We start from the raw sequence: 19858 nt of genomic DNA on the forward strand, positions 1-19858 counted from the left end.
TTGTACGTCCTGTGCAACCCGCCCGATTTGATCGGGCGGTTCTTTTTTTTTCCTTGTAAACATAAAAGTGGGATGAGGTGGTTTCATGCGGACAAGAGTCGGTCGTTTTTGCCTTGAATTCTTAATCGTGATCGGATTGGTCATGGCATTGAAAATCTGGTTTTTTCCCTTGTTGATTTCATTTTGGTTTCCCGCCCGGTTGGTGGCGGATCATTTGATGGAGTGGACCGTGCTGATCATCGGTGTCATGATGATGTTTATTTATTTGGGGTTGGGCTCTTCCGCAAAACAATCCCATGGATTGTCGCTGTGGCAGGCAACGGCGGTGTTTTTGGGGCTTCATCTTTTGTTTTTCATTCAAACGGTGTCCGTGATTGATCAATTTTATTTATATTGGAAAGATTTGATCGGGGATTTATTGGCCTTGTTTTTTCCAAAACAAACCATTCATGATTGGCACTTGGTCATCATCAGTTTTATTCTTTTTCTTGCAGGCAGAGGAATTCAGGTGAAAGAGGAAAAACCGGAAGAACATAGTGGCAACCGGAAATCATCCATCCCGTTAAATGAGAAGAATCTTTGAAAACCAGGACGGCAAAGAGTCTATCTTTCTCCTGATTCGTCCAAAATAAAAATAACGAGTCTCCGAGGAGGAAGATGGACGGTGAACATGGCAGATTGGTTAACGTATACGGATATCGAACAATTGAAACGAATGAACCGGTACTACGGGTGTGAAAATCAAAATTCCTGTTCCAAATATGACCTGATCCGGTCGTTGTTGCAACGCATGAACCAAAAAAACCAGCTGGAGGAGCAAATCGCTTCCCTCGACAAACATGAATTTCGTTTTCTGCAGTTGATCATGTTGGATCCGAGCCTTCAATACTCCATGGAAGAACTCCTGGCCAAAGGAAGGGCGGCGTTGGACGGCGAAAAAGGCGAGCCGCGCCGGTTCATTGTGGATTCGTTGAAAAGAGGATGGATTTTTCCCGGCTATTCCTATCGTACGCAATCACTGTATCATGTGCCTTCCGATTTGCGGGAAAGAGTGAGTGAGATTTTGCTCAAGCCTTTCCGGATGAAAGGAAGTTACCGGGAGGACCCGCCGGCGGTTTATCGTGATGAGCAAGAGCAGTTGCTCCACGACTTGGACCATTTCCTCCTGTTCTTAAAAAAGGAAATCGTCCGGTTGACCTTGGACGGGGCGATCTATAAAAATCAGCAAAAGCAAATGTTTCAAACGTTTTATGTCCCGGAAGAACCGGTTTCCAAAAAAGGTCCCCGGTTTGGTTTCGGCCGTTGTTACCATCTGTATCCGGACCGTTTCTCACTATTGTATGATTATGCCTATTACAAAGGATATTTTATAGAGGATAAAGATGGATATTTGTGTTTAACGGAGAAAGGTTCGGGGAAATTAAATAATCAAGAGAAGCAAAAGATTGACCATGGAAAAGAATTGGTCCGGTTTTGGATACGTCTTTACCGGCGGGCAATTCCGCAGTTGCCGATGGTCATTCGTTTGATCGCATTGTTGGCTTATCCGGGATGGATCCGGACGGTTACGGTTTATCAGGCAACGGAATCTTGGCTCAACCCTTTTTATTACGAAACAAAAGAAAGCGTTTTCCAAAAAGTGTTGAAAATGATGGTGCATCTCGGCGTGTTGAAGATCGGCAGGGAAGGAGAGGAGCAATATATTTCCCTTACACCATCCGGAGTCAAGTGGTTATACGGGATTTCGGCCTTCAGGGAGCGTGCGATCGAGGAAGGGTTCCTCCAAAGGACATGAGGCAGGAATCAATGTCCATGGCGCCGAAAACATGTTGTATCCGGAAACGGTTTGTTTCCGGATTGCAGCCGGAATAGAATGAATTTTCCAAACGGCGCAAGAGTGGGGGAAATATGAAAAGCAACGTGTCTGTGGCAGAGAAAAAATCGTTCATTCATTGGTTCCTGGAAAATTACGATTTGCAGAAAAAAGAAGCGGCATGGTTACTCGGTTATTTGCATTCCAATGACCGGTTGCTTGAAAAAGTCCGTTTTGTGGATCATGTCCGCAACCTGCCCAAATCCATGATTATCTCATCCTGTTGCAGTAAAATGGTCCCGTTTCGTTTTACGAAAAACAAACGGGTGTATACGGATGTGGAGACGGCTTTTGACGATATCCGGGCGTATCCCCATGAAGAGCTATATATCGGTTTGTATTTTAAAAAGCGTTTCTCGTGTTCCAAATTTACCGCGGTATTGGAGGTTTATTCCATGGAGAAACATGACTTGGTGCAAGACCATTTGCTGAGTCTGTTTGCGGAGATGCTTCTGGATCAGGCGGTAAAGGATTTTGAAAAAAAACGTTTGTACGAACAAATTGATGATGCTTTGGCCAAGCGAGATGTTGAAACATTTTTACAACTTAGCAAACAATGGAAGGAAATACTGGAGTCCAAATGATATATTCGTTATAATGTTCAGCAGAAGCTGGGCATTTTTTTTGGAAAGAAGGTTACAAAATGCGACTGGATCAAATCAATCAGGACGGTTGGAAAGAGGTGGCGGCCTTTGTGGACACCTTGTGCCTGCCGGTTGCCTCTGTCCGGATCGAGGAAAAAGAATTGGATATTAAAAACGGGAAAATGGTCCAATATTTTGCCGAAGAACTGGAAAAAACTTTAACAGGGCGGTTGTTGCTCTTGCCGTCCGTTTCATATACGGGACAAAACCCGGAGGTTTTTAAATCGTATTTTCATGAAATAATAAAAGATATCAGGCAATCCGGTTTTAATTATCTTGTCATCGTATGCGACGGGAAACTGAAAGCGTTGGTGGAGGAATGTTTCGCGGAAGAAGATGAAAACCTGTTGTTTTATGCCATGGAACTTTCACCGGAGACCACCCGGTCAGAAATGGAGGAAGAAAGCCGGAAACTTTATGAAAAAGTATTGGAACTCTGGCAACATCAATCTTAATGTTCAAGATTTTTGGGAACATTGTCCCTTAAAGTCTGAACGCTTCCTTGACTTTTATGGAAAGCTTTCGCTATCATGTATATGTCCTAGTAAAAGATGAAAGTGTCCTAGCATAGATTCCGGTCCGAGTGGACGGTAAGCCGGATAGAAGGAGGTCGGACAAAACGTGAGTAAGAAAGTTTCCCGCCGGCAATTTTTAACGTACACATTAGGTGGGACCGGTGCTTTCCTTGCTTCGGGAGTCCTTTTCCCGATGGTTCGGTTTGTTGCTGATCCGTTACTCAGAAAAGGAGAAGGCGGCGAATTCCACGATGTTGGTTTGAGCGTGGATGAAATTACCGATACACCAAAGGAAGTGCGCTTTACGGTTCATCGTAAAGATGGCTGGTACAACCCGCCTAAAGGGGAACAGATGACTGCCTGGGTGCTGAAGTTAAACGGTGAATTTGTGGCTTTGTCCCCCGTTTGCAAGCATTTGGGATGTACCGTAAACTGGAACAGCAACCCGCAGTTTAAAAACCAGTTCTTCTGTCCCTGCCACTTTGGCCGGTACACGAAGGATGGGACCAACGTCCCGGGTACTCCCCCATCAGCACCTCTTGATCGCTATGAAACGAAAGTGCAAGATGGAAAGTTATTGATTGGACCGCTAATCAAGAAGTAAATGGTTGCTGAAACGGAGGTGTAGCAAGTGCTGCGCGCCATTTATGATTGGGTGGATGAGCGGTTGGACATTACGCCGTTGTGGCGCGATGTTGCGGACCATGAGGTGCCGGAACACGTAAACCCGGCTCACCACTTTTCTGCTTTTATTTATTGCTTTGGTGGATTGACTTTTTTTGTCGTCGTTATTCAAATCCTATCCGGCATGTTTTTGGCAATGAGTTATGTTCCGGATATTGAAAACGCTCACCGGAGCGTCGATTACCTGCAAAATGAGGTTGCAATGGGTGTCATTGTGCGGGGCATGCATCACTGGGGTGCCAGCGTGGCGATCGTCATGCTTTTTTTACATACCCTGCGCGTGTTTTTCACAGGATCTTACAAACATCCGCGTGAATTTAACTGGATTATCGGAATGTTGATCTTTTTTGTCATGTTGGGCCTTGGATTTACGGGTTATTTGTTGCCGTGGGACAACAAAGCGTATTTTGCCACCAAAGTAGGGGTTGAAATCGCGGCTTCCGTGCCGGTGATCGGGCCTTACATCGCAACATTCCTGCAAGGGGGAGACATCGTAGGTGCTCAGACTCTTGCACGTTTTTATGCTCTGCATGTGTTCTTCCTCCCGGCTGCATTGCTTGCGCTGTTGGGTGCACACTTTATCCTGATTCGTCGTCAGGGCATATCCGGACCTCTATAAGGTCTGCGCGTGAGGAGGGATCCACTTTGGCACATAATCAAGAAGGAAACGACAAACAAGTCCACTATGTGGGAGACTCACGCGTTCGTGCTGACCGTCCGAAGTTATATCCGAAGGACTACGCTGAGTTTCCAGGAAAAACGGAAGCTTTTTTTCCGGACTTCCTTTTAAAAGAGTGGATGGTTGCAGTTGTCTTTTTGGTGGGTTTCATGACCTTGGTCATGTCGGAAGAACCCCCGCTCGGTGAGCTTGCCGACCCGACCAACACCAGCTTTTTGCCCGTTCCCGACTGGTACTTCTTGTTTTTGTACCAATTGCTGAAATACAAATGGGCCGCTGGAAAATTTGTGGTTGTGGGTACCGTGATCTTGCCGGGTATCGCATTTTTGGCATTGATGCTTGCCCCGTGGCTGGATCGCAGCAAGGAGCGCCGCCCTTTGAAACGTCCGGTGGCCACCGGGATTATGGTGACGACTTTGATTGCGATTTCGGCATTGACATGGGCAGCGGAATACGAGCATGAACAGCAATTGGAGTCTGCACCCGGCGAAGCACCTGAAAATACGGAAGTAGTGGCAAAAGACTCTCAAGGGTATCAAATTTATTCTGAAAATGCTTGTATCAAATGCCACGGCGAAAACCTGGAAGGGAAAAACGGACCGAGCTTGCTGGGCGTTGGAAACAAACTGTCAGCTGATCAAATCACCAAGATTGTTGAAGAAGGCCGGGGGGCAATGCCTGCCGGAATGTTCCAAGGAAGCCCTGCAGAGGAAAAAGTATTGGTTGAATGGTTGACAAAACAGACGCAAAAATAAGATGAAAAAACCTGGTTGCCTTGGCAACCAGGTTTTTGTTTCAAAGGAGGAAAATCAATGAGCTTCGCTGTCCTCAAACAGAAGTGGTTGTGGATCATGGAACAACGGTTTTTTTTGCAGGTTTTGTTGGTAATTAATTTGCTGGGATCCATTTACGGGTTTTATTGGTACAAAAATCAACTCCTTTGGACAGAGCCGAAATACTTAAATATATTTGTCCCCGACAGTCCCACCGCCAGTACTTTTTTCTGTTTCGTCCTGCTTTCTTATCTTTGTCATCGCAGAAGCCCGCTTTTGGAGGCGTTTGCTTCCATCACTTTGGTGAAATACGGCATATGGGCCGTGGTGATGATCATATGGGGAGGAATGTTGGATACGCGTCCTTTTATGGAGGCGTTGACCTGGCAACATTGGATGTTGATCGGCTCTCATCTGGGAATGGCTTTGCAGGCCGTTTTGTATGCTCCTTTTTATACATACCGGGTCCGGGAAATTTTGCTGGTCGGAGGTTGGACTTTGCTCAATGATGCGTTGGACTACGGGCTCGATATCCATCCGTGGCTGGCACCCCCGTTGGAGCCTTATGACCATTTGGTCGGTTATTTCACGCTGTTGTTAAGCTTGACGACATTGCTTTTCTTCGCCACCCTGTCCATGTTAAACAGTTCGCACCGAAAATGGAATTATCATCTGTGGTTTTCAGCCGGGAAATGACACCGGCTTTTTTGTTTGGGGACATAACCGGATGAGATGACAAATAAACTTGTACTATCGGAGGTGAACGGGAGGGAGTGGTTTTGAGATGGATCATCTGGACTTTGATGGTCGTGTTGTGGATCATCCCGGTGGAAAGGGTACAAGCCAATGAAGGCTTTTTTGATGAAAGCCAATCCTGGTCCGGGTTGGCCAATGAAGTGATGAAAAGCATCGAAGAGAAAAATTATTTATCGGCAAGGGAGAAGCTGGCCGCCTTGTCTCAACAGTTTTCCAAATCCAATTGGGTTGACAAACAATTAACGGTGCCCGCGATTCATATGTTATCGGGGGTGATCATGGATGTGGAGCGGAATTTGAATCAAATCCGGCCCAATCATGCCAAGATTCACCGTTCCGCGCTTCGCATGCAAATGGCTTTTGATGCCGTGTCTCATCCCCATCAGCCGATGTGGCATCAATATTACGGCGAGTTCAAACGGGATATCGGGCAGATCAAGAATGAAATCAAAGCGAAAAATGAAAAAGGTTACAGGCAACAAATCGATCAGTTTTATGAGCATTACCAGTTGATCCGTCCGGCGGTCATGATCAGTAAAAGCGAAACAACGGTACAAAAACTGGACTCATTGATGACATGGATCCGGAAGACCAATGATTGGGCCGAACGCGAGCGGGGAATCCGGCAATGGGAAAGGCTCTTGAACCCGTTGTTTTTCGGTTCCGAAAAAGATGTTTTGTCCATGGTGTCCCCTTGGGATGAAAAAGAAGGGTTATTAAAAATCGGGGGATGGATCTCCGGGTTGATTGCCGGTGTTTTGGCTTATGTCAGTTGGCGGAGATATCCGCGCAAGCAGCGTGAGATGGCAGAATAAAAAAATGGACAAGTCAGGCATGTTTTGCGGGCCGGATATATGAAAGACGCTTGGGAAAAACGCAAGTTTTCCAGAGTGGAAATGCAATGTAATAAAACATGGATGTCAACATCAAGATTGATCAAAAGAGCTGCCTTCACAACCGGGCAGCTCTTTTGATTAGGGGAATGGAATCATGGTTTTGGGCGCTTCTTATTTTTATTCGAAGAAAGCAACCAATTTTTTGTCAAAAAGGAAGATGTCAACATGATGGGATTCAGTGACGTCGAAAAGAGGAGAGACAAAAACTCAGTCGATTATAATTTAAACAAGTTTGCAACACAAACAAACTCTTTCAAAAATCGGTAAACAGGAGCACATCGGCAAGGCAACACTCTGGAATGCCCGCAAAACATTATATTTGGGATATGCCCCGGTCATGACCATCCGGCCCTGCATAATAAAAAAGAACCGGCTCCCCTTTTTCCAAGGGATTTCCGGTTCAGGTCCGGTGCTGGTCGCTGTAAGCGATCGTTTTTTCATAACTGAATCCTTCTCCCAACACATCCCTTGCGTCATTTACAACGACAAAAGCCAGCGGATCGATTTGATGGACGATTTGTTTCAGTTTGGGCAGTTCGTTGCGGCCGACCACCACATACAACACTTCCCGCGTTTTCCCGGTGTATCCGCCGCGTCCGGTCAAAATGGTGACGCCGCGATTCATCTTTTTGACAATGGTGCCGGCCAATTCCTGAGGGCGGTTGGATACGATGGTGACGGCTTTGGATGCGTTCAATCCTTCGATGACGAAGTCGATGACCCGTGCGCTGATAAACACCGAAACCAACGTGTACATGGCCATGTCCAGTCCGATGATAAAGACGGACGAGAGAATGACGCCGAAATCAAACATCAACATGGTGCGGCCGATGCTCCAACCATAAAATTTGTTGACAAGCCGGGCGATGATATCCACGCCGCCGGTCGTCCCTCCGGTCCGGAAGATGAGCCCCAGGCCGATTCCTACCAACACTCCGGTATACAAGGTGCACAATAAGGTGTCTTCCGGCGGGGGGCCGAACCACGTGACGATGTTTTTGGTGATTTCCAAGAAAAAAGAGGAAGAGGCGATCCCGAGGATCGTATAGATAAAGGATTGTTTTCCAAATACTTTGTATCCGACAAAGAGAAGCGGTATATTTAAAAGCAGGATCACCAGACCGGGCGAAAAGCCAAACAAATAGAACAGAAGCAGGCTGATCCCGGTAAATCCTCCTTCAGCCAAATTGCTGGGGATGGCAAAATAGTTGATCCCCATGGCAAAAATCAGTGAACCGGTTAAAAGGATCACGATCTTGGAAATATGTAAAAGAATTTTGTTTTTTTTCATTTGGATTCTCCTTGTCAAAGAATCATTTCCGATATATTATACATGCCCTGATTTCCAGGTTCAATGCTTGAAAAAGATCGGTATAATGAAGGAGATTGAGTTTGTTCCGTATTTTACGTTAACATGAGAATGGAGCAGGAGGGTGAAGCGATGGCAGGAAAAACGATCAGTGACCTCCAAAAAGAGGTTGATCAATATATCGGTCAGTTTAAGGAAGGATATTTTCATCCGTTATCCATGCTGGCCCGCCTCACGGAAGAAGTGGGGGAGCTGGCGCGGGAAGTGAATCACCGCTACGGCGAAAAACCCAAAAAGCCGGATGAAGAAGAAAATTCGATTGAAAATGAGTTGGGGGATCTTTTGTTTATCATTACTTGCTTTGCCAACTCGTTGGACATCGATTTGGAAGAGGCTTACCAAAAAGTAATGGATAAATACCAAACACGGGATGCCAACCGTTGGACGCGGATTGAAGACAAATAAAAACACCAAGGGAGAAGAGGAGACGAAACATCATGAAGATTCGAGTCATCGTAGCCGGAGCAAGCGGAAGAATGGGACAGGAAGTTGTGAAGATGTTAACAAAAACCGAAGATCTGGAACTGGTCGGAGCCACATCCCGGACCCACGCGGGGAAGGATGTCGGAGAAGTGGTTGGAATCGGGCCGTTGGGGGTCTCTTTTGTTTCTTCCACACTTGAAGCTCTCAGTAAAACCCGGGCGGATGTCTTGGTGGACTTTACGACACCGGAAGTGGTGAAAGAAAATATGGAACTCGCCATGGAAGCGGGCGTTCGTCCGGTGGTGGGAACCAGCGGATTGTCTGAATCGGATATCCAATCCCTCCGGGAAATGAGTGAACAAACCGGGGTGGGTGCGATCATTGCCCCTAATTTCGCCATTGGTGCCGTATTGATGATGGTCTTTGCACAAAAAGCGGCGAAATATTTACCCCATGTGGAAATCGTGGAGTCTCATCATGACCGGAAACTGGATGCTCCCTCGGGAACGGCGGTCAAAACAGCTGAGATGATTCAGAGAAGCCGGGGAGAGTTAAAACAAGGGCATCCGGAAGAAAAAGAGTTGCTCGAAGGGGCCCGGGGCGCTTATGTCGGCGGTTTCCGGATTCACAGTGTCCGGTTGCCCGGATTGGTCGCCCACCAGGAAGTGATGTTTGGCGGCGACGGGCAATTGCTGACGGTACGGCATGACTCTTTCCATCGGGAATCGTTCATGCCGGGTGTGAAATTGGCGATTGAAAAAGTTATGACGTTGGACAAGCTGGTTTACGGTTTGGAAAATATTTTGGATTTGTGATCAAAGGAGATGGAACCGTGCCTCACCCGATGAATCATTTTCCGATCTTGGATGGATTTACTCCGCTTGAACCGTTGCCTCGTCTCGCCGAACACCTGGGGATGAAAAGTTTATGGATCAAACGGGATGATTTGACGGGGTTGATGTTTGGGGGAAATAAACTCAGGAAATTGGAGTATTTGATCGGGGATGCCTTGTCCAAAGGATGTGATCTGGTGATCACCGGAGGCAGCCCCCAGTCCAACCATGCCCGATTGACGGCTGCGGTTGCCAATAAGGCCGGCATGGAAACCTGGTTATGTTTTGCCGGTCGCCATATGGGGATGCGGCAAGGAAACTTGCTGCTGAATCATATTATGGGAGCGACCATGTTCACTACCGGGGTATATGGATCAAACAATTTGTATCAGGCGATGAAAGAGAAAGCGGCCGAAGCCGAAAAAGAAGGAAAAAAACCTTACACCATTCCAGTCGGCGGATCGACCCCGATCGGGGATTACGGCTACCTTCGCGCATGGAAAGAGCTGGAGGAACAGCGGGAAATGAAACAGATTCCCCCGTTTGATGAAATTTATGTGGCAGCCGGTTCCGGCGGGACGATTGCCGGATTGCTGGCCGGGATTCATTTATATCCGCAAAAAACGAATTTGATGGGTATCAGCGTTTGGGAATCGAAAGAGACTTTATATCAGGAGATTCAGGATTTCACTTCTCAATTGTTGTCATGGTTGGGACACGACCAGGCGGTTTTCATGGATGCTTTGCAATTGTTTGATCAATTCATCGGAAAAAAATACGGGGTTCCGTCTGAAGCCGGCAATGAAGCCATTCGTCTGCTGGCGCGTTTGGAAGGTATCATGGTCGATCCGGTATATACGGGAAAAGCCCTGTCGGGATTGATTGACCGGGCCCGGAAAGGGCTGTTAAAGGATAAACACGTGTTATTTTGGCACACCGGCGGAACCCCGGCTGTCTTTACCCACGCTTCTTCCCTTTCACAGGATGAAGCGTGAATTCAAGCCCCATACCAAGCAAGGAACTTACAAAAAATGAAACAGGAAAAGAGGGTGTGAAGTGGGTACAACCGTTGATATTTTAGCTTTCGGCGCTCATCCTGATGACATTGAAATCGGGGCGGGCGCCTTGGTGGCAAAACATACAAAAAAAGGCTATTCTGTTGCTTTTTGTCATTTGACGGATGCCGAGCTTTCCTCCAACGGGACGGTGGAGCTTCGCAAACAAGAAGCGAAGCAGGCCGAGGAGATCCTGGGGGTGGAACAAAGCATTTATCTGGGCTTCCCGGACCGGGGGTTGACCGGCAGCAAGGAACAATTGTTAAAAATGACGCAGGTGATCCGCAAGCTCCGTCCCCGTGTGGTGCTCGCCCCCTACTGGAAAGACCGGCATCCGGATCACGTTCAGTGCAGTAAAATGGTCAAAGAAGCCGTGTTTGACGCGGCCATCCGGAAAAAAGAAACACCTGGCGGTGAAGAAGCCCATCGTGTGGAGCAAGTTTATTATTATTTTATTAATCACATGGGTGAAGCAGATGTGATTGTGGATGTTTCGGATGTTTACGAGTTAAAAAAGAAAGCTTTGCTTGCCTACCGCAGCCAGTTTTCCCAAGGGGAAGGACAGGTGGAAACCCCGCTGAATCAGCCCGCATATTTGGCCATGATTCAAGGTCGGGATCAGTTATGGGGGCAACAAATCGGTGTATGCTATGGGGAAGGATTGGTGAGTCCCCATCCGGTAAAAAAAGAGTTTCTTTGAAGATGAAGGAGGATTTGGATGCGAATCGGGATTACTTGTTATCCGTCACACGGAGGATCCGGCGTGGTAGCCACCGAACTGGGGAAACTGTTGGCCGAAAAAGGGCATGATATTCACTTTATTACATATGACATGCCTTTCCGGTTGGGAAACTTTCACCAAAATATCCGGTATCACGGGGTTGAGGCCAACCGGTATGCGGTTTTTAAGTATCCGCCTTATGATTTGTCGCTCGCCAGCCGGATGGCACAAGTTGCAAAAACATACGATTTGGACTTGCTTCATGTCCATTATGCCGTCCCGCATGCCATTGCCGCCGTGTTGGCCAAACAAATGGTGGGGGAACATTTGAAAGTTGTCACCACCCTCCACGGAACCGACATCACCGTGTTGGGGGAAGATCCATCACTGAGAGACATTATTTGTTTCGGGATCCGGCAGAGTGATGCGGTGACGGCGGTATCGGAGGATCTTGCCAAGCAAACGAAAGCCCTTTTTTGTCAGGATCATGAAAAAAAGATTGATTGCATCTACAATTTTGTGGATACAAGGGTGTATTATCCGCGGGATGTTTCCGACCTGCGGAAAAAGTATGTGGATGCGGACGAAAAGCTGTTGCTTCACATTTCCAATTTTCGTCCGGTCAAACGCCCGATGGATGTGATTGAGATTTTCCGCAAAGTGAGTGAATCCCTGCCGGCCCGGTTGTTGATGGTGGGCGAAGGCCCCGAGCTTCCACGGGTGATTGAGCAGGTGAAACAATGGGGAATGGAGGACAGGGTTATCTTTTTGGGAAAACAGGATGAAGTGTCCCGGCTGATCTCCCTGGCCGATTTGGTGCTTCTTCCCTCCGCCAAGGAAAGTTTTGGTTTGGTGATCCTGGAAGCCATGGCCTGCGGGGTTCCGGCCGTTGCATCCGATGCGGGAGGGATTCCGGAGGTGGTTGAACACGGGAAAACCGGCTTTTTGTCCCCGGTGGGAGCGGTGGATGAAATGGCCGGGTATGCCGTTCAATTGTTGAGGGATCCGCAGATGCATGCGTCGTTTGCAAAAGCGGGCCTGCAAAGGGCAAGAACGGTGTTCAGCGGGACGAAGATCGTTGAACAATATGAAGCGATTTATCGTCGGGTGATCAACGGGTGAGTTGGTGAGCATTATGGACCATCGAAAAATGGCGGCACTTCACGTGATGGAGAAACTGGAACAAGCAGGCTATCAAGCTTATTTGGTTGGCGGATGCGTCAGGGACGAATGCTTGGGAAAGATTCCCCAGGATTATGATGTGACGACCGATGCCCGTCCTGAACAAGTGATGGAAATCTTTGAAAAAGTAGTCCCGACCGGAATCCGGCACGGAACGGTGATGGTGGTGGAACAGAAAGTCCCGGTTGAGGTGACGACGTTCCGCACCGATGGAAAATATTCGAATCACCGGCAACCGGAAAAAGTGGAGTTTGTGCAATCACTGAAGGAGGATTTGAAACGCCGGGACTTTACGATGAATGCCATGGCCAAGGATCGAAACGGCCGCATCATCGACTACTTTGGCGGGCGGAAAGATTTGGATGAAGGAATCATTCGCACGGTGGGGGATCCGTCGGAGCGTTTTCAGGAAGATGCACTCCGGATGCTGAGGGCGGTTCGCTTTGCCAACCAATTCCGGTTTGTTTTGGATCCGGCGACCGAAGAAGGCATTTGCCGGCACCGGGACAAAGGAGGCTGTTTGTCGGTCGAAAGGGTGACCGCCGAACTGAACAAAATGTTTGATGCCGATACCGTGTCCCATGGATTCCGGCTTCTGTTTCAAACGCGCCTGATCCATTTCCTCCCGCCTTTTTGCCGGTGGGATCTTCCGGATGAGGCGGTGAAGGCAATGCCACAGATTGATCCGATCAAAAACCGGACGGTGAGGTGGGCGTATCTGCTCTGTTTATGCGGCACCCGCCCGGATCAGTTGGCGGAACGGCTTCGGCAGTTAAAGCTTTCCAAAAAGGAGAATAAAGAAATATCGGCTTGTTTTTCGCTGGCTTCCCGGTGGAAAGGCCCGGATGATTCCATGAGCCGGGAAGACTGGTGCCGCATCTTGCTGGAAGAAGGACCGGAGGCCGTGGCCAACGCGGCAAATCTGGCCAGACTGACAAGCCCTGACGGACAGTGGATTCCTTCGGATTCACAGCTTGCAGAGTGGTGGAACGGCCTGAAGATTCATCAAGCTCGGGAGTTGAAGGTAAGCGGCCGGGATTTCATCCGGCATTGCGGATGGGAGAAAGGCCCGTGGATCGGTAAAGTCCTGCAGGTTCTTTTGGAACAAGTGGCCCTCGGACATCTTCCCAATGAGAAAGAAATTTTGCTGAAGGAAGGGTGTAAAATTGGAGCGCTCCATCAGAAATGAAATTGTTCGCTTATTCGTCGAGAATCCGGAGGGATTCTTGTCCGGAGAAGAAATCAGCCGCCGGGTCGGATGCAGTCGCGCGGCCGTTTGGAAGCAGATTGAAGAGCTGAGGAAACAAGGCTATGAGATTGAGGCCAAACCCCGGCAAGGCTACCGGTTAAAGTACCGCCCGGACCGTGTGGCACCCGAAGAAATTTATCCCCACCTGAAGACGGAGCGGTTGGGGTGTGAAATTCGATATGTCGAATCCACGCCTTCCACACAAAACATTGCTCATCAATGGGCAAAAGACGGAGCTCCCGAAGGGGCCGTCGTGATCGCGGAGGAACAGGTGAACGGGCGGGGGAGGATGGGAAAAACCTGGCATTCTCCACCGCGGACCGGGATCTGGATGAGTTTGATTTTGCGCCCTCCCATTTCGCTGGCGGAGGCGTCCCAATTAACCCTGCTGGCGTCGGTGGGAGTGCAGGAAGCCATCTCAAAAGAAACGAATTTGCCGACAAAAATAAAATGGCCCAATGATATCTTGGTGCAAGGGAAAAAAGTATGCGGGATTTTGACGGAAATCCGGGGGGAACAGGACCGGATCCACTATGTCATCATGGGGATTGGAATGAATGTCAACACGGAAGCCAAAGATTTTCCGGAAGAACTGGCGAATGTCGGTACGTCGCTGGCCATGGAGACCGGTCGCAAAATCCACCGCGCCTCTTTGGTGGCCGTGCTGTTAAAAGAACTGGAACAATACTATTTGCTTTATTTGCAACAAGGTTTTACCCCCATTCGCAAAAAATGGGAAGAGAATGCAGGAATGCTGGGGCAAGTGATCACGGCCCGCTCCACGCAAAGCACCATCACCGGTTTGGCGGAACACTTGAATGAACAAGGAGCCTTGCTGATCCGGACTTCTTCCGGTGTGGTTCCGGTTTATTCCGCAGAGATCGAATGGCAATAAAGATGGCATGTCGGACAGACGGGGTTTTTTCTCGTTCTTGTCCGATTTTTATTTTTTGACATAAAATAGCTATAATGTTTGCCTATTATATTTATTAATAATATACTTTATATTATAATATATCTAAATAGTACGACGACGTACTGTTTTGGAGGGGGGAGCGTTTGGCGGAAATCAAAGGGCAGGAATTATCGCCGATCGACCATTTTTTTCAAACGGAAGTGTGTCTCAATGAGCAGCAGGCGCGGATTTTGTCGGCCGCAGCGAAAGCGTTTTCGAACCGGGGGTATGTGGCCACGACGGTGAGTGACATTGTCGCATTGGCCCATGCATCCAAATCCACCTTTTACAAGCATTACCCCAATAAAAAAGCGGTGTTGAACCATCTTTTCGACCTGGTTTCCAATGCGGTGGTCCGGCGCGTGGAAAAAATTTTGCGCGATTATCCCCCGACAACGGCAAAACGGACCTATCAGGCGATCCGGGAATATATCGGGATGTGTCAGACCTATCAGGAACTGGCCAAGCTGCTTTTGATTGACACCATCGGATTTGTCCCGGAATTGCAGGAAAAGCGCGAAGAGATGATGCTGTTTTTTGCCGGCATTTTCCAAAGGGAACTGATGATGCTGAAAACAGAACAGGAAAAATGGATTATCTCGAATGCCATGGTGGGGGCAATTCATCAAGTGGTGATCCAATCTCTGTTGACAGAGGAAATGCCGGACGTGGATCACATTGCAACCATTTTGGAAAAAATGCTGAGCAAGATTTTGCGGGAAGAATCGGGAAAGGGGGTGTAAAAGGGTTGCAGAAAAAGCGGGTGGTTTCCGGCTTGATCGCGGCAGTGATCCTTGCCGGGGGAGGTTGGGCCGCCGCCACCAAAGTCCCGTGGTCCGAGATATCGTTTGAAGATTTTGATTTGAATGGAACCTTGGCCAAAATCCATGAACGAACAGAACAACTCGGCGATGTGAATCAAGGCATCATTCAGGGAATCCAAAAGCTGGAAGAGCAATCGGGCAAAACGAAAGAAGTGAATCAAAAGTTGGCCCGGGTGGGAGAGCTGGCCGGCGCCCAAGTGGAACAGCTGAATCAAATCCGGGTGGTTACCGGCCAGCAAGTCCCGTTAAGCCAAAACCTGCACAGTCTCAGCCAGCGGTTGGCCAATCAGATGGACACCATTTCAAAAAGCGGGGGAAGGCAGGCAACGCAAGCAGGCCAATTGAAGAAAATCACGGAACAAACCGAGGCCAATCTGAATGAGGTTTTGCAGCAAAATGTGTTATTGGAGGAAAAGTTGGGACAAGCTGCTGAGGTGGCCGAACAAGTGAAAAACTCTCTGCCTTAAAGGAGGGAGAAAATGTTAAGGGTTCTTCAAGTCTTCGGGATTTTGTGCCTGACGGCTCTGTTGATCAACGGTGTCACCATGACCCAACAGATGAAAAAGATCCAAAGCAGCTTGGACAAAAATTTGAAAGCGGTTTATCAATTGAATCAGGTGCAAGGAAGCATCATTCAAAAGAATGAGGAATTAACCCGGATGACACAAACGCTGGATCAATTGGACGGTGATTTGAACGGAACCATCCAACAAACGGGCAAAACGTTAGATTCTTTGTCTGAAGTGGTCCATTACATCAGCGGAAGTCTGGATTTGAATCGCCAAACTTACCAATCTTCCGTAAACACCGGCAAAGAGATCGAAAAAGTGAATCAAACGCTGGCAGAGATGGAACCGCATTTGAAAAAATTGGATCAATTATTGGGGCAATTATCTGAAACGACGCAAAAAGATCAGGAGCATATGAAGCGGTTGAATGAGTCGACGGAATCCTTAAACGGGAAAATCCCGGGAGTGAAATGAGCATGAGTAAATCATCATTGGGTTTATCCGCATTGACTTGTGTTTTGTTGGTTGTGCTTGCCGGAAACACTTGGCTGCAATTGGGACTCCAGGACCGCATCGCCAGCGATTCCAAAAAACTGAAGGAAACGCTGGATCAGTCGGCGGCAAAATCGGAGCAAATGAATAAACAATTGGAAACGATTGCAGTCATCAAGCAAAAAACCAATCAATTGCAACACAAAATCACAAAAATTCAAAATAACACAGGAGATTTGGAAGAGGAGTTGATCCAATTAGATAAAGTGGTGGCGTCAATTGCAGATCATGTTGAATGGATCGGAAAAGAGACCAATGCCACGACAGCCGGCTTAAACGGGATCCGGACATCTCTTGCCAACAGTGCCGGATATTTGCAGTCCATGGCAGACAGCAATCAGAAAATCCGCCAGTCTCTTGCCAATATGGTATCGACACAAAAAGAAATCAATCAAAATCTGGAAGAAATGAATGACAAGACGGACTTCATCCCTCCGCTCAGGGGGAAAGAACAATGAAAAACGCATGGAACCGGCACCATGTGAAGGCAGGTTTGACCGGGCTTTTGTTGGTTCTTTTGAGCATGCCGTTTTTAAGCGGATTCAGCGATCATGTGTTGTTAACTTCGTTATCCAAGTATAACATTTTTCAAATCACCAAAGATCTGGTGGGATTGACAGACCAAATGATTGATGAGACCGAAGCTCTGGAGGATCAAGTCAAACAGGCGGGCCGGTCTTTGGGGGTGTTGGATCAACAATTGACGTTGGCGGAACAACAAATCCGGATCAACCAAGGCATCCGGACGGAACTTGAATCGCAACTGCAGGGAAATATCTCCGCCCGCGACAAGATGGAGCAAATCTTGATCCGGCAAAAGGAAACCTCTTCCTTGACGGGGCAAGTATCCGCAAGAACCAATGAAATCTCCGGACAGATGGAGGAAGTGATCGGGGATTTCGGCAATGTTGCAGCCGTCACCGGGGACATTGGGAAAAACAGTCAGCAACTTCACCCGCTGATGGACGATTTGATGGTGGAGTTGAACAAATCTTACGATAATTTGCGTTTCATCCGGCGGATTGTTGAATGGCTGGATGACCTCAAAGGCAAGATCGGCCTGAATGGTTCCGGATCCGGTCCGACGACAGGGGGAGAGTCACATGAGGATACCATGGCTGATCGCTAATGCGGTATTGTTGATCTTGTTTGGAGCCGGTACCTACCAACAAATCGTGAACCAAAAAAATACGAACCTGGTGATGGAAGAAGTTTATCAAAATATTTCACGCTCCAGAAAGTTGACACAAGAGACAAACCGGCATTTGGCTCCGCTTGCGGAAACGGCCACCGTGATGCAAGAGATGAATCAACAATTGTCGGACACGAAAAAACGCCTGAATCATATGAACGAGAAAATCGGGAGGGTCAATGCCAGTGAACAAAAGATCATCACCGGATTGGATGAATTAAACGGATATACCAAAAATGTATATGAAGGATTGGGGGAAATTTCCTCCCAAAACAAAGAAATCAAGCAATTGAGCCAAACGATATCCGAACAGTCAAACCGTGAGAACCGTAGTTTATTGGACTTATCCAAGCTTACTCGTCAATCGATTCAAGAATTAAATCAATTAAACAAAAAACTGGCATGGCTTGGTTTATTGCCTTGATCGCAAAGGAGTTTCCGGCATGTTTTTCAGTATGCTTTATTTGGTGGATATTTTGGGAACCGTGGGTTGTGCTGCGATGGCAATCTATGCCGTCATCCGGCAGCGTCCGGTGATTCAGTGGTTGTGGAGGCTGGTTTTCATCAACCTGATTTATCTTGCAATAACTGGAATCAGTTTGTTGTTTTAACCTCAAAAGGCCCGGATTACTATTAAAATCCGGGTTTTTTTATGGTTATATAAAAAACATTCATTTCAAATATTATTGAAAGGGTTTACTTGTTTAGTTAAATTTGCTTTAATGATAATGTTATTTTTGGCTTTATAAAACCGAAAGGAATGAAGAACGCAATGATGGACTATATAGGCATCATAGGTATCTTTGTCGTGATGGGTGTGGCATGGTTGTTTTCAGAAAACAGAAAAGCAATCAACTACAAAGCCATCGGCATTATGTTAGTTCTTCAAGTGATTGTGACCTGGGGGATGTTGAGCACTCAGATCGGGGCCATCATCATTAACGGCGTTTCCGCCGGGATTTTAAAGCTGGTCGATTTTGCCCATGCCGGAATCGACTTTGTGGTGGGCGGATTAAAACCGGAAGGTGTGGACACGGTCTTTGTCATTGATGTATTGTTGCCCATTGTTTTCTTCTCGGCATTTATGGCCGTTCTGACCTGGATCGGGATTTTGCCTTGGGTGATCCGGGTTGTGGGGGCTGTGGTTTCCAAAATCACCGGGCTGCCAAAATTGGAAAGTTTTAATGCCGTCAGCTCCATCTTTTTTGGACAAAGTGAAGCGTTGCTGGCGATCCGTACCCATCTTGACGGGTTGAAACGTGAGCGGCTGTATATGCTTTGTGCCTCTGCGATGGGATCGGTCAGTTCGACGATTATCGGAGCGTACATGACCATTTTGCCTCCGACCTATGTGCTGGTGGCATTGCCGCTCAATATGTTCAGTGCCCTGATTATTGCCTGCATATTGATGCCGGTGCAGGTGGACAGCGAAAAAGATGTGATTAAAATTTCCAACGACCAGGGCCGCGGGTTGTTTGAAGTGATCGGGGAAGGGGCATCCGACGGTATAAAGCTGGTGGCCATCATTTCCGGGATGTTGATCGCATTTATCGCGCTGATGGAAGGAATCAACTTTGTGACCACCAACTTGACCGGATTGACCTTGCAAAACATTTTGGGATATATTCTGATGCCGTTTGCCGTGATTTCCGGTGTGCCGGTGTCTGAAGCGGTGACGGCCGGCGGCGTGATGGGAACCAAAATCATTTTGAATGAATTTGTCGCCATGCTCCAGTTCCAGGACATGATTCCGAAATTAAGCGAAAAGACGGTTGCCGTGGTGTCCACTTATTTGGTCAGCTTTGCCAACTTCAGCTCCATCGGCATCATTGCCGGGACTTTTAAAGCGATCTCGGAAAAACAAATGCCGGTGGTGGCCGGTTTCGGCTTGAAATTATTGTTTGGAGCCTCTTTGGCCAGCTTCCTGACGGCGGCAATGACCGGATTGTTTATTTAAAACGAAAAACCTTGCCCAGCGGATTTTTTCGCTGGGTTTTTTCATGAAAATATTGCATTTGGGAGGAAGATCCGATACGTTAAAAGTGATAGGCAACATCTGTGGAAGAGTTGCACTATCATTTTCCTGTTTTTTTAAAAGGTGAATATCAAAGTTTGGAAATCTGCTTCGAGCCATTGGGACGGGGACAGAAAGGTAACGGATACCTGCGCCTTTT

The 19858-nt window shown here is 47.6% G+C and carries 25 protein-coding genes; 24 read left to right on the top strand and 1 reads right to left on the bottom strand.

Going from position 1 to position 19858, the window contains the following annotated elements; genetic code table 11:
- Positions 1-85: 85 nt before the first annotated feature.
- The 9 genes from I8U21_RS07925 to I8U21_RS07965 all read left to right on the top strand — a co-directional run bounded on the left by I8U21_RS07925 (position 86) and on the right by I8U21_RS07965 (position 6739).
- Complete coding sequence (locus tag I8U21_RS07925; protein ID WP_181732073.1) at positions 86-583, top strand: hypothetical protein; 498 nt, start codon at positions 86-88, stop codon at positions 581-583.
- An 81-nt stretch (positions 584-664) separates the two neighbouring features.
- A complete protein-coding gene (locus I8U21_RS07930) occupies positions 665-1795 on the top strand; it encodes a hypothetical protein (RefSeq protein WP_198053660.1) in 1131 nt (376 codons plus the stop codon).
- Between the two features lie 113 nt (positions 1796-1908).
- Positions 1909-2457, top strand: coding sequence for a YpiB family protein (locus tag I8U21_RS07935; protein WP_049720005.1), 549 nt, complete (start codon positions 1909-1911; stop codon positions 2455-2457).
- A gap of 59 nt (positions 2458-2516) precedes the next feature.
- Complete coding sequence (locus I8U21_RS07940; protein ID WP_198053661.1) at positions 2517-2972, top strand: DUF2487 family protein; 456 nt, start codon at positions 2517-2519, stop codon at positions 2970-2972.
- 166 nt (positions 2973-3138) lie between these two features.
- Positions 3139-3636, top strand: a complete 498-nt coding sequence (locus I8U21_RS07945) for a Rieske (2Fe-2S) protein (protein ID WP_037995233.1) — start codon at positions 3139-3141, stop codon at positions 3634-3636.
- Positions 3637-3663: 27 nt separating this feature from the next.
- A complete protein-coding gene (qcrB, locus tag I8U21_RS07950; protein ID WP_037995230.1) occupies positions 3664-4335 on the top strand; it encodes a menaquinol-cytochrome c reductase cytochrome b subunit in 672 nt (223 codons plus the stop codon).
- A gap of 26 nt (positions 4336-4361) precedes the next feature.
- The gene (locus I8U21_RS07955; protein ID WP_181732076.1) at positions 4362-5150 is read left to right on the top strand and encodes a menaquinol-cytochrome c reductase cytochrome b/c subunit; all 789 of its coding nucleotides are present in this window, start codon (positions 4362-4364) and stop codon (positions 5148-5150) included.
- 57 nt (positions 5151-5207) lie between these two features.
- Positions 5208-5864 (top strand): DUF1405 domain-containing protein, encoded by a 657-nt coding sequence (locus I8U21_RS07960; protein ID WP_232333963.1) that lies wholly within the window; start codon positions 5208-5210, stop codon positions 5862-5864.
- Positions 5865-5947: 83 nt separating this feature from the next.
- Entirely contained in the window at positions 5948-6739 is a 792-nt protein-coding gene (locus I8U21_RS07965) for a sporulation protein YpjB (RefSeq protein WP_181732077.1), read from the top strand.
- A 481-nt stretch (positions 6740-7220) separates the two neighbouring features.
- Here I8U21_RS07965 and I8U21_RS07970 read toward each other — a convergent pair whose 3' ends face one another.
- Positions 7221-8111, bottom strand: a complete 891-nt coding sequence (locus I8U21_RS07970) for a YitT family protein (RefSeq protein ID WP_181732078.1) — start codon at positions 8109-8111, stop codon at positions 7221-7223.
- Positions 8112-8261: 150 nt separating this feature from the next.
- On the opposite strand from I8U21_RS07970, the gene I8U21_RS07975 reads away from it, so the two are divergent.
- The 15 genes from I8U21_RS07975 to I8U21_RS08045 all read left to right on the top strand — a co-directional run bounded on the left by I8U21_RS07975 (position 8262) and on the right by I8U21_RS08045 (position 19641).
- Positions 8262-8594, top strand: coding sequence for a nucleotide pyrophosphohydrolase (locus tag I8U21_RS07975; protein WP_181732079.1), 333 nt, complete (start codon positions 8262-8264; stop codon positions 8592-8594).
- Positions 8595-8626: 32 nt separating this feature from the next.
- A complete protein-coding gene (gene dapB, locus I8U21_RS07980) occupies positions 8627-9427 on the top strand; it encodes a 4-hydroxy-tetrahydrodipicolinate reductase (RefSeq protein ID WP_220215025.1) in 801 nt (266 codons plus the stop codon).
- 17 nt (positions 9428-9444) lie between these two features.
- Entirely contained in the window at positions 9445-10440 is a 996-nt protein-coding gene (locus tag I8U21_RS07985; RefSeq protein WP_198053662.1) for a 1-aminocyclopropane-1-carboxylate deaminase/D-cysteine desulfhydrase, read from the top strand.
- Positions 10441-10501: 61 nt separating this feature from the next.
- Positions 10502-11200 (top strand): bacillithiol biosynthesis deacetylase BshB1, encoded by a 699-nt coding sequence (gene bshB1 / locus I8U21_RS07990; RefSeq protein WP_198053663.1) that lies wholly within the window; start codon positions 10502-10504, stop codon positions 11198-11200.
- Positions 11201-11218: 18 nt separating this feature from the next.
- The gene (bshA, locus tag I8U21_RS07995; protein ID WP_181732082.1) at positions 11219-12343 is read left to right on the top strand and encodes an N-acetyl-alpha-D-glucosaminyl L-malate synthase BshA; all 1125 of its coding nucleotides are present in this window, start codon (positions 11219-11221) and stop codon (positions 12341-12343) included.
- A 13-nt stretch (positions 12344-12356) separates the two neighbouring features.
- Complete coding sequence (locus I8U21_RS08000) at positions 12357-13592, top strand: CCA tRNA nucleotidyltransferase (protein ID WP_181732083.1); 1236 nt, start codon at positions 12357-12359, stop codon at positions 13590-13592.
- A complete protein-coding gene (locus I8U21_RS08005; RefSeq protein ID WP_198053664.1) occupies positions 13570-14547 on the top strand; it encodes a biotin--[acetyl-CoA-carboxylase] ligase in 978 nt (325 codons plus the stop codon). The genes I8U21_RS08000 and I8U21_RS08005 overlap by 23 nt, the downstream gene beginning before the upstream one ends.
- A gap of 164 nt (positions 14548-14711) precedes the next feature.
- Complete coding sequence (locus I8U21_RS08010; protein WP_181732085.1) at positions 14712-15350, top strand: TetR/AcrR family transcriptional regulator; 639 nt, start codon at positions 14712-14714, stop codon at positions 15348-15350.
- Between the two features lie 5 nt (positions 15351-15355).
- Positions 15356-15898 carry a hypothetical protein gene (locus tag I8U21_RS08015; RefSeq protein WP_181732086.1) on the top strand — a complete coding sequence of 181 codons (543 nt, stop codon included), beginning with the start codon at positions 15356-15358 and terminating at the stop codon, positions 15896-15898.
- Between the two features lie 12 nt (positions 15899-15910).
- A complete protein-coding gene (locus I8U21_RS08020) occupies positions 15911-16414 on the top strand; it encodes a hypothetical protein (RefSeq protein WP_181732087.1) in 504 nt (167 codons plus the stop codon).
- Between the two features lie 2 nt (positions 16415-16416).
- Entirely contained in the window at positions 16417-16950 is a 534-nt protein-coding gene (locus tag I8U21_RS08025; RefSeq protein ID WP_181732088.1) for a hypothetical protein, read from the top strand.
- Entirely contained in the window at positions 16947-17621 is a 675-nt protein-coding gene (locus tag I8U21_RS08030; RefSeq protein WP_198053665.1) for a hypothetical protein, read from the top strand. Before I8U21_RS08025 ends, I8U21_RS08030 begins: the two co-directional genes overlap by 4 nt.
- Positions 17596-18108, top strand: a complete 513-nt coding sequence (locus I8U21_RS08035; protein ID WP_181732090.1) for a hypothetical protein — start codon at positions 17596-17598, stop codon at positions 18106-18108. Before I8U21_RS08030 ends, I8U21_RS08035 begins: the two co-directional genes overlap by 26 nt.
- Before the next feature lie 19 nt (positions 18109-18127).
- The gene (locus I8U21_RS08040; RefSeq protein WP_181732091.1) at positions 18128-18295 is read left to right on the top strand and encodes a hypothetical protein; all 168 of its coding nucleotides are present in this window, start codon (positions 18128-18130) and stop codon (positions 18293-18295) included.
- A gap of 161 nt (positions 18296-18456) precedes the next feature.
- Entirely contained in the window at positions 18457-19641 is a 1185-nt protein-coding gene (locus tag I8U21_RS08045) for a NupC/NupG family nucleoside CNT transporter (RefSeq protein WP_181732092.1), read from the top strand.
- The last annotated feature ends 217 nt before the right edge of the window (positions 19642-19858 follow it).

It is taken from the genome of Thermoactinomyces sp. CICC 23799 (assembly GCF_016055145.1).
GTDB classification, from domain to species: Bacteria; Bacillota; Bacilli; order Thermoactinomycetales; family Thermoactinomycetaceae; genus Thermoactinomyces; species Thermoactinomyces intermedius.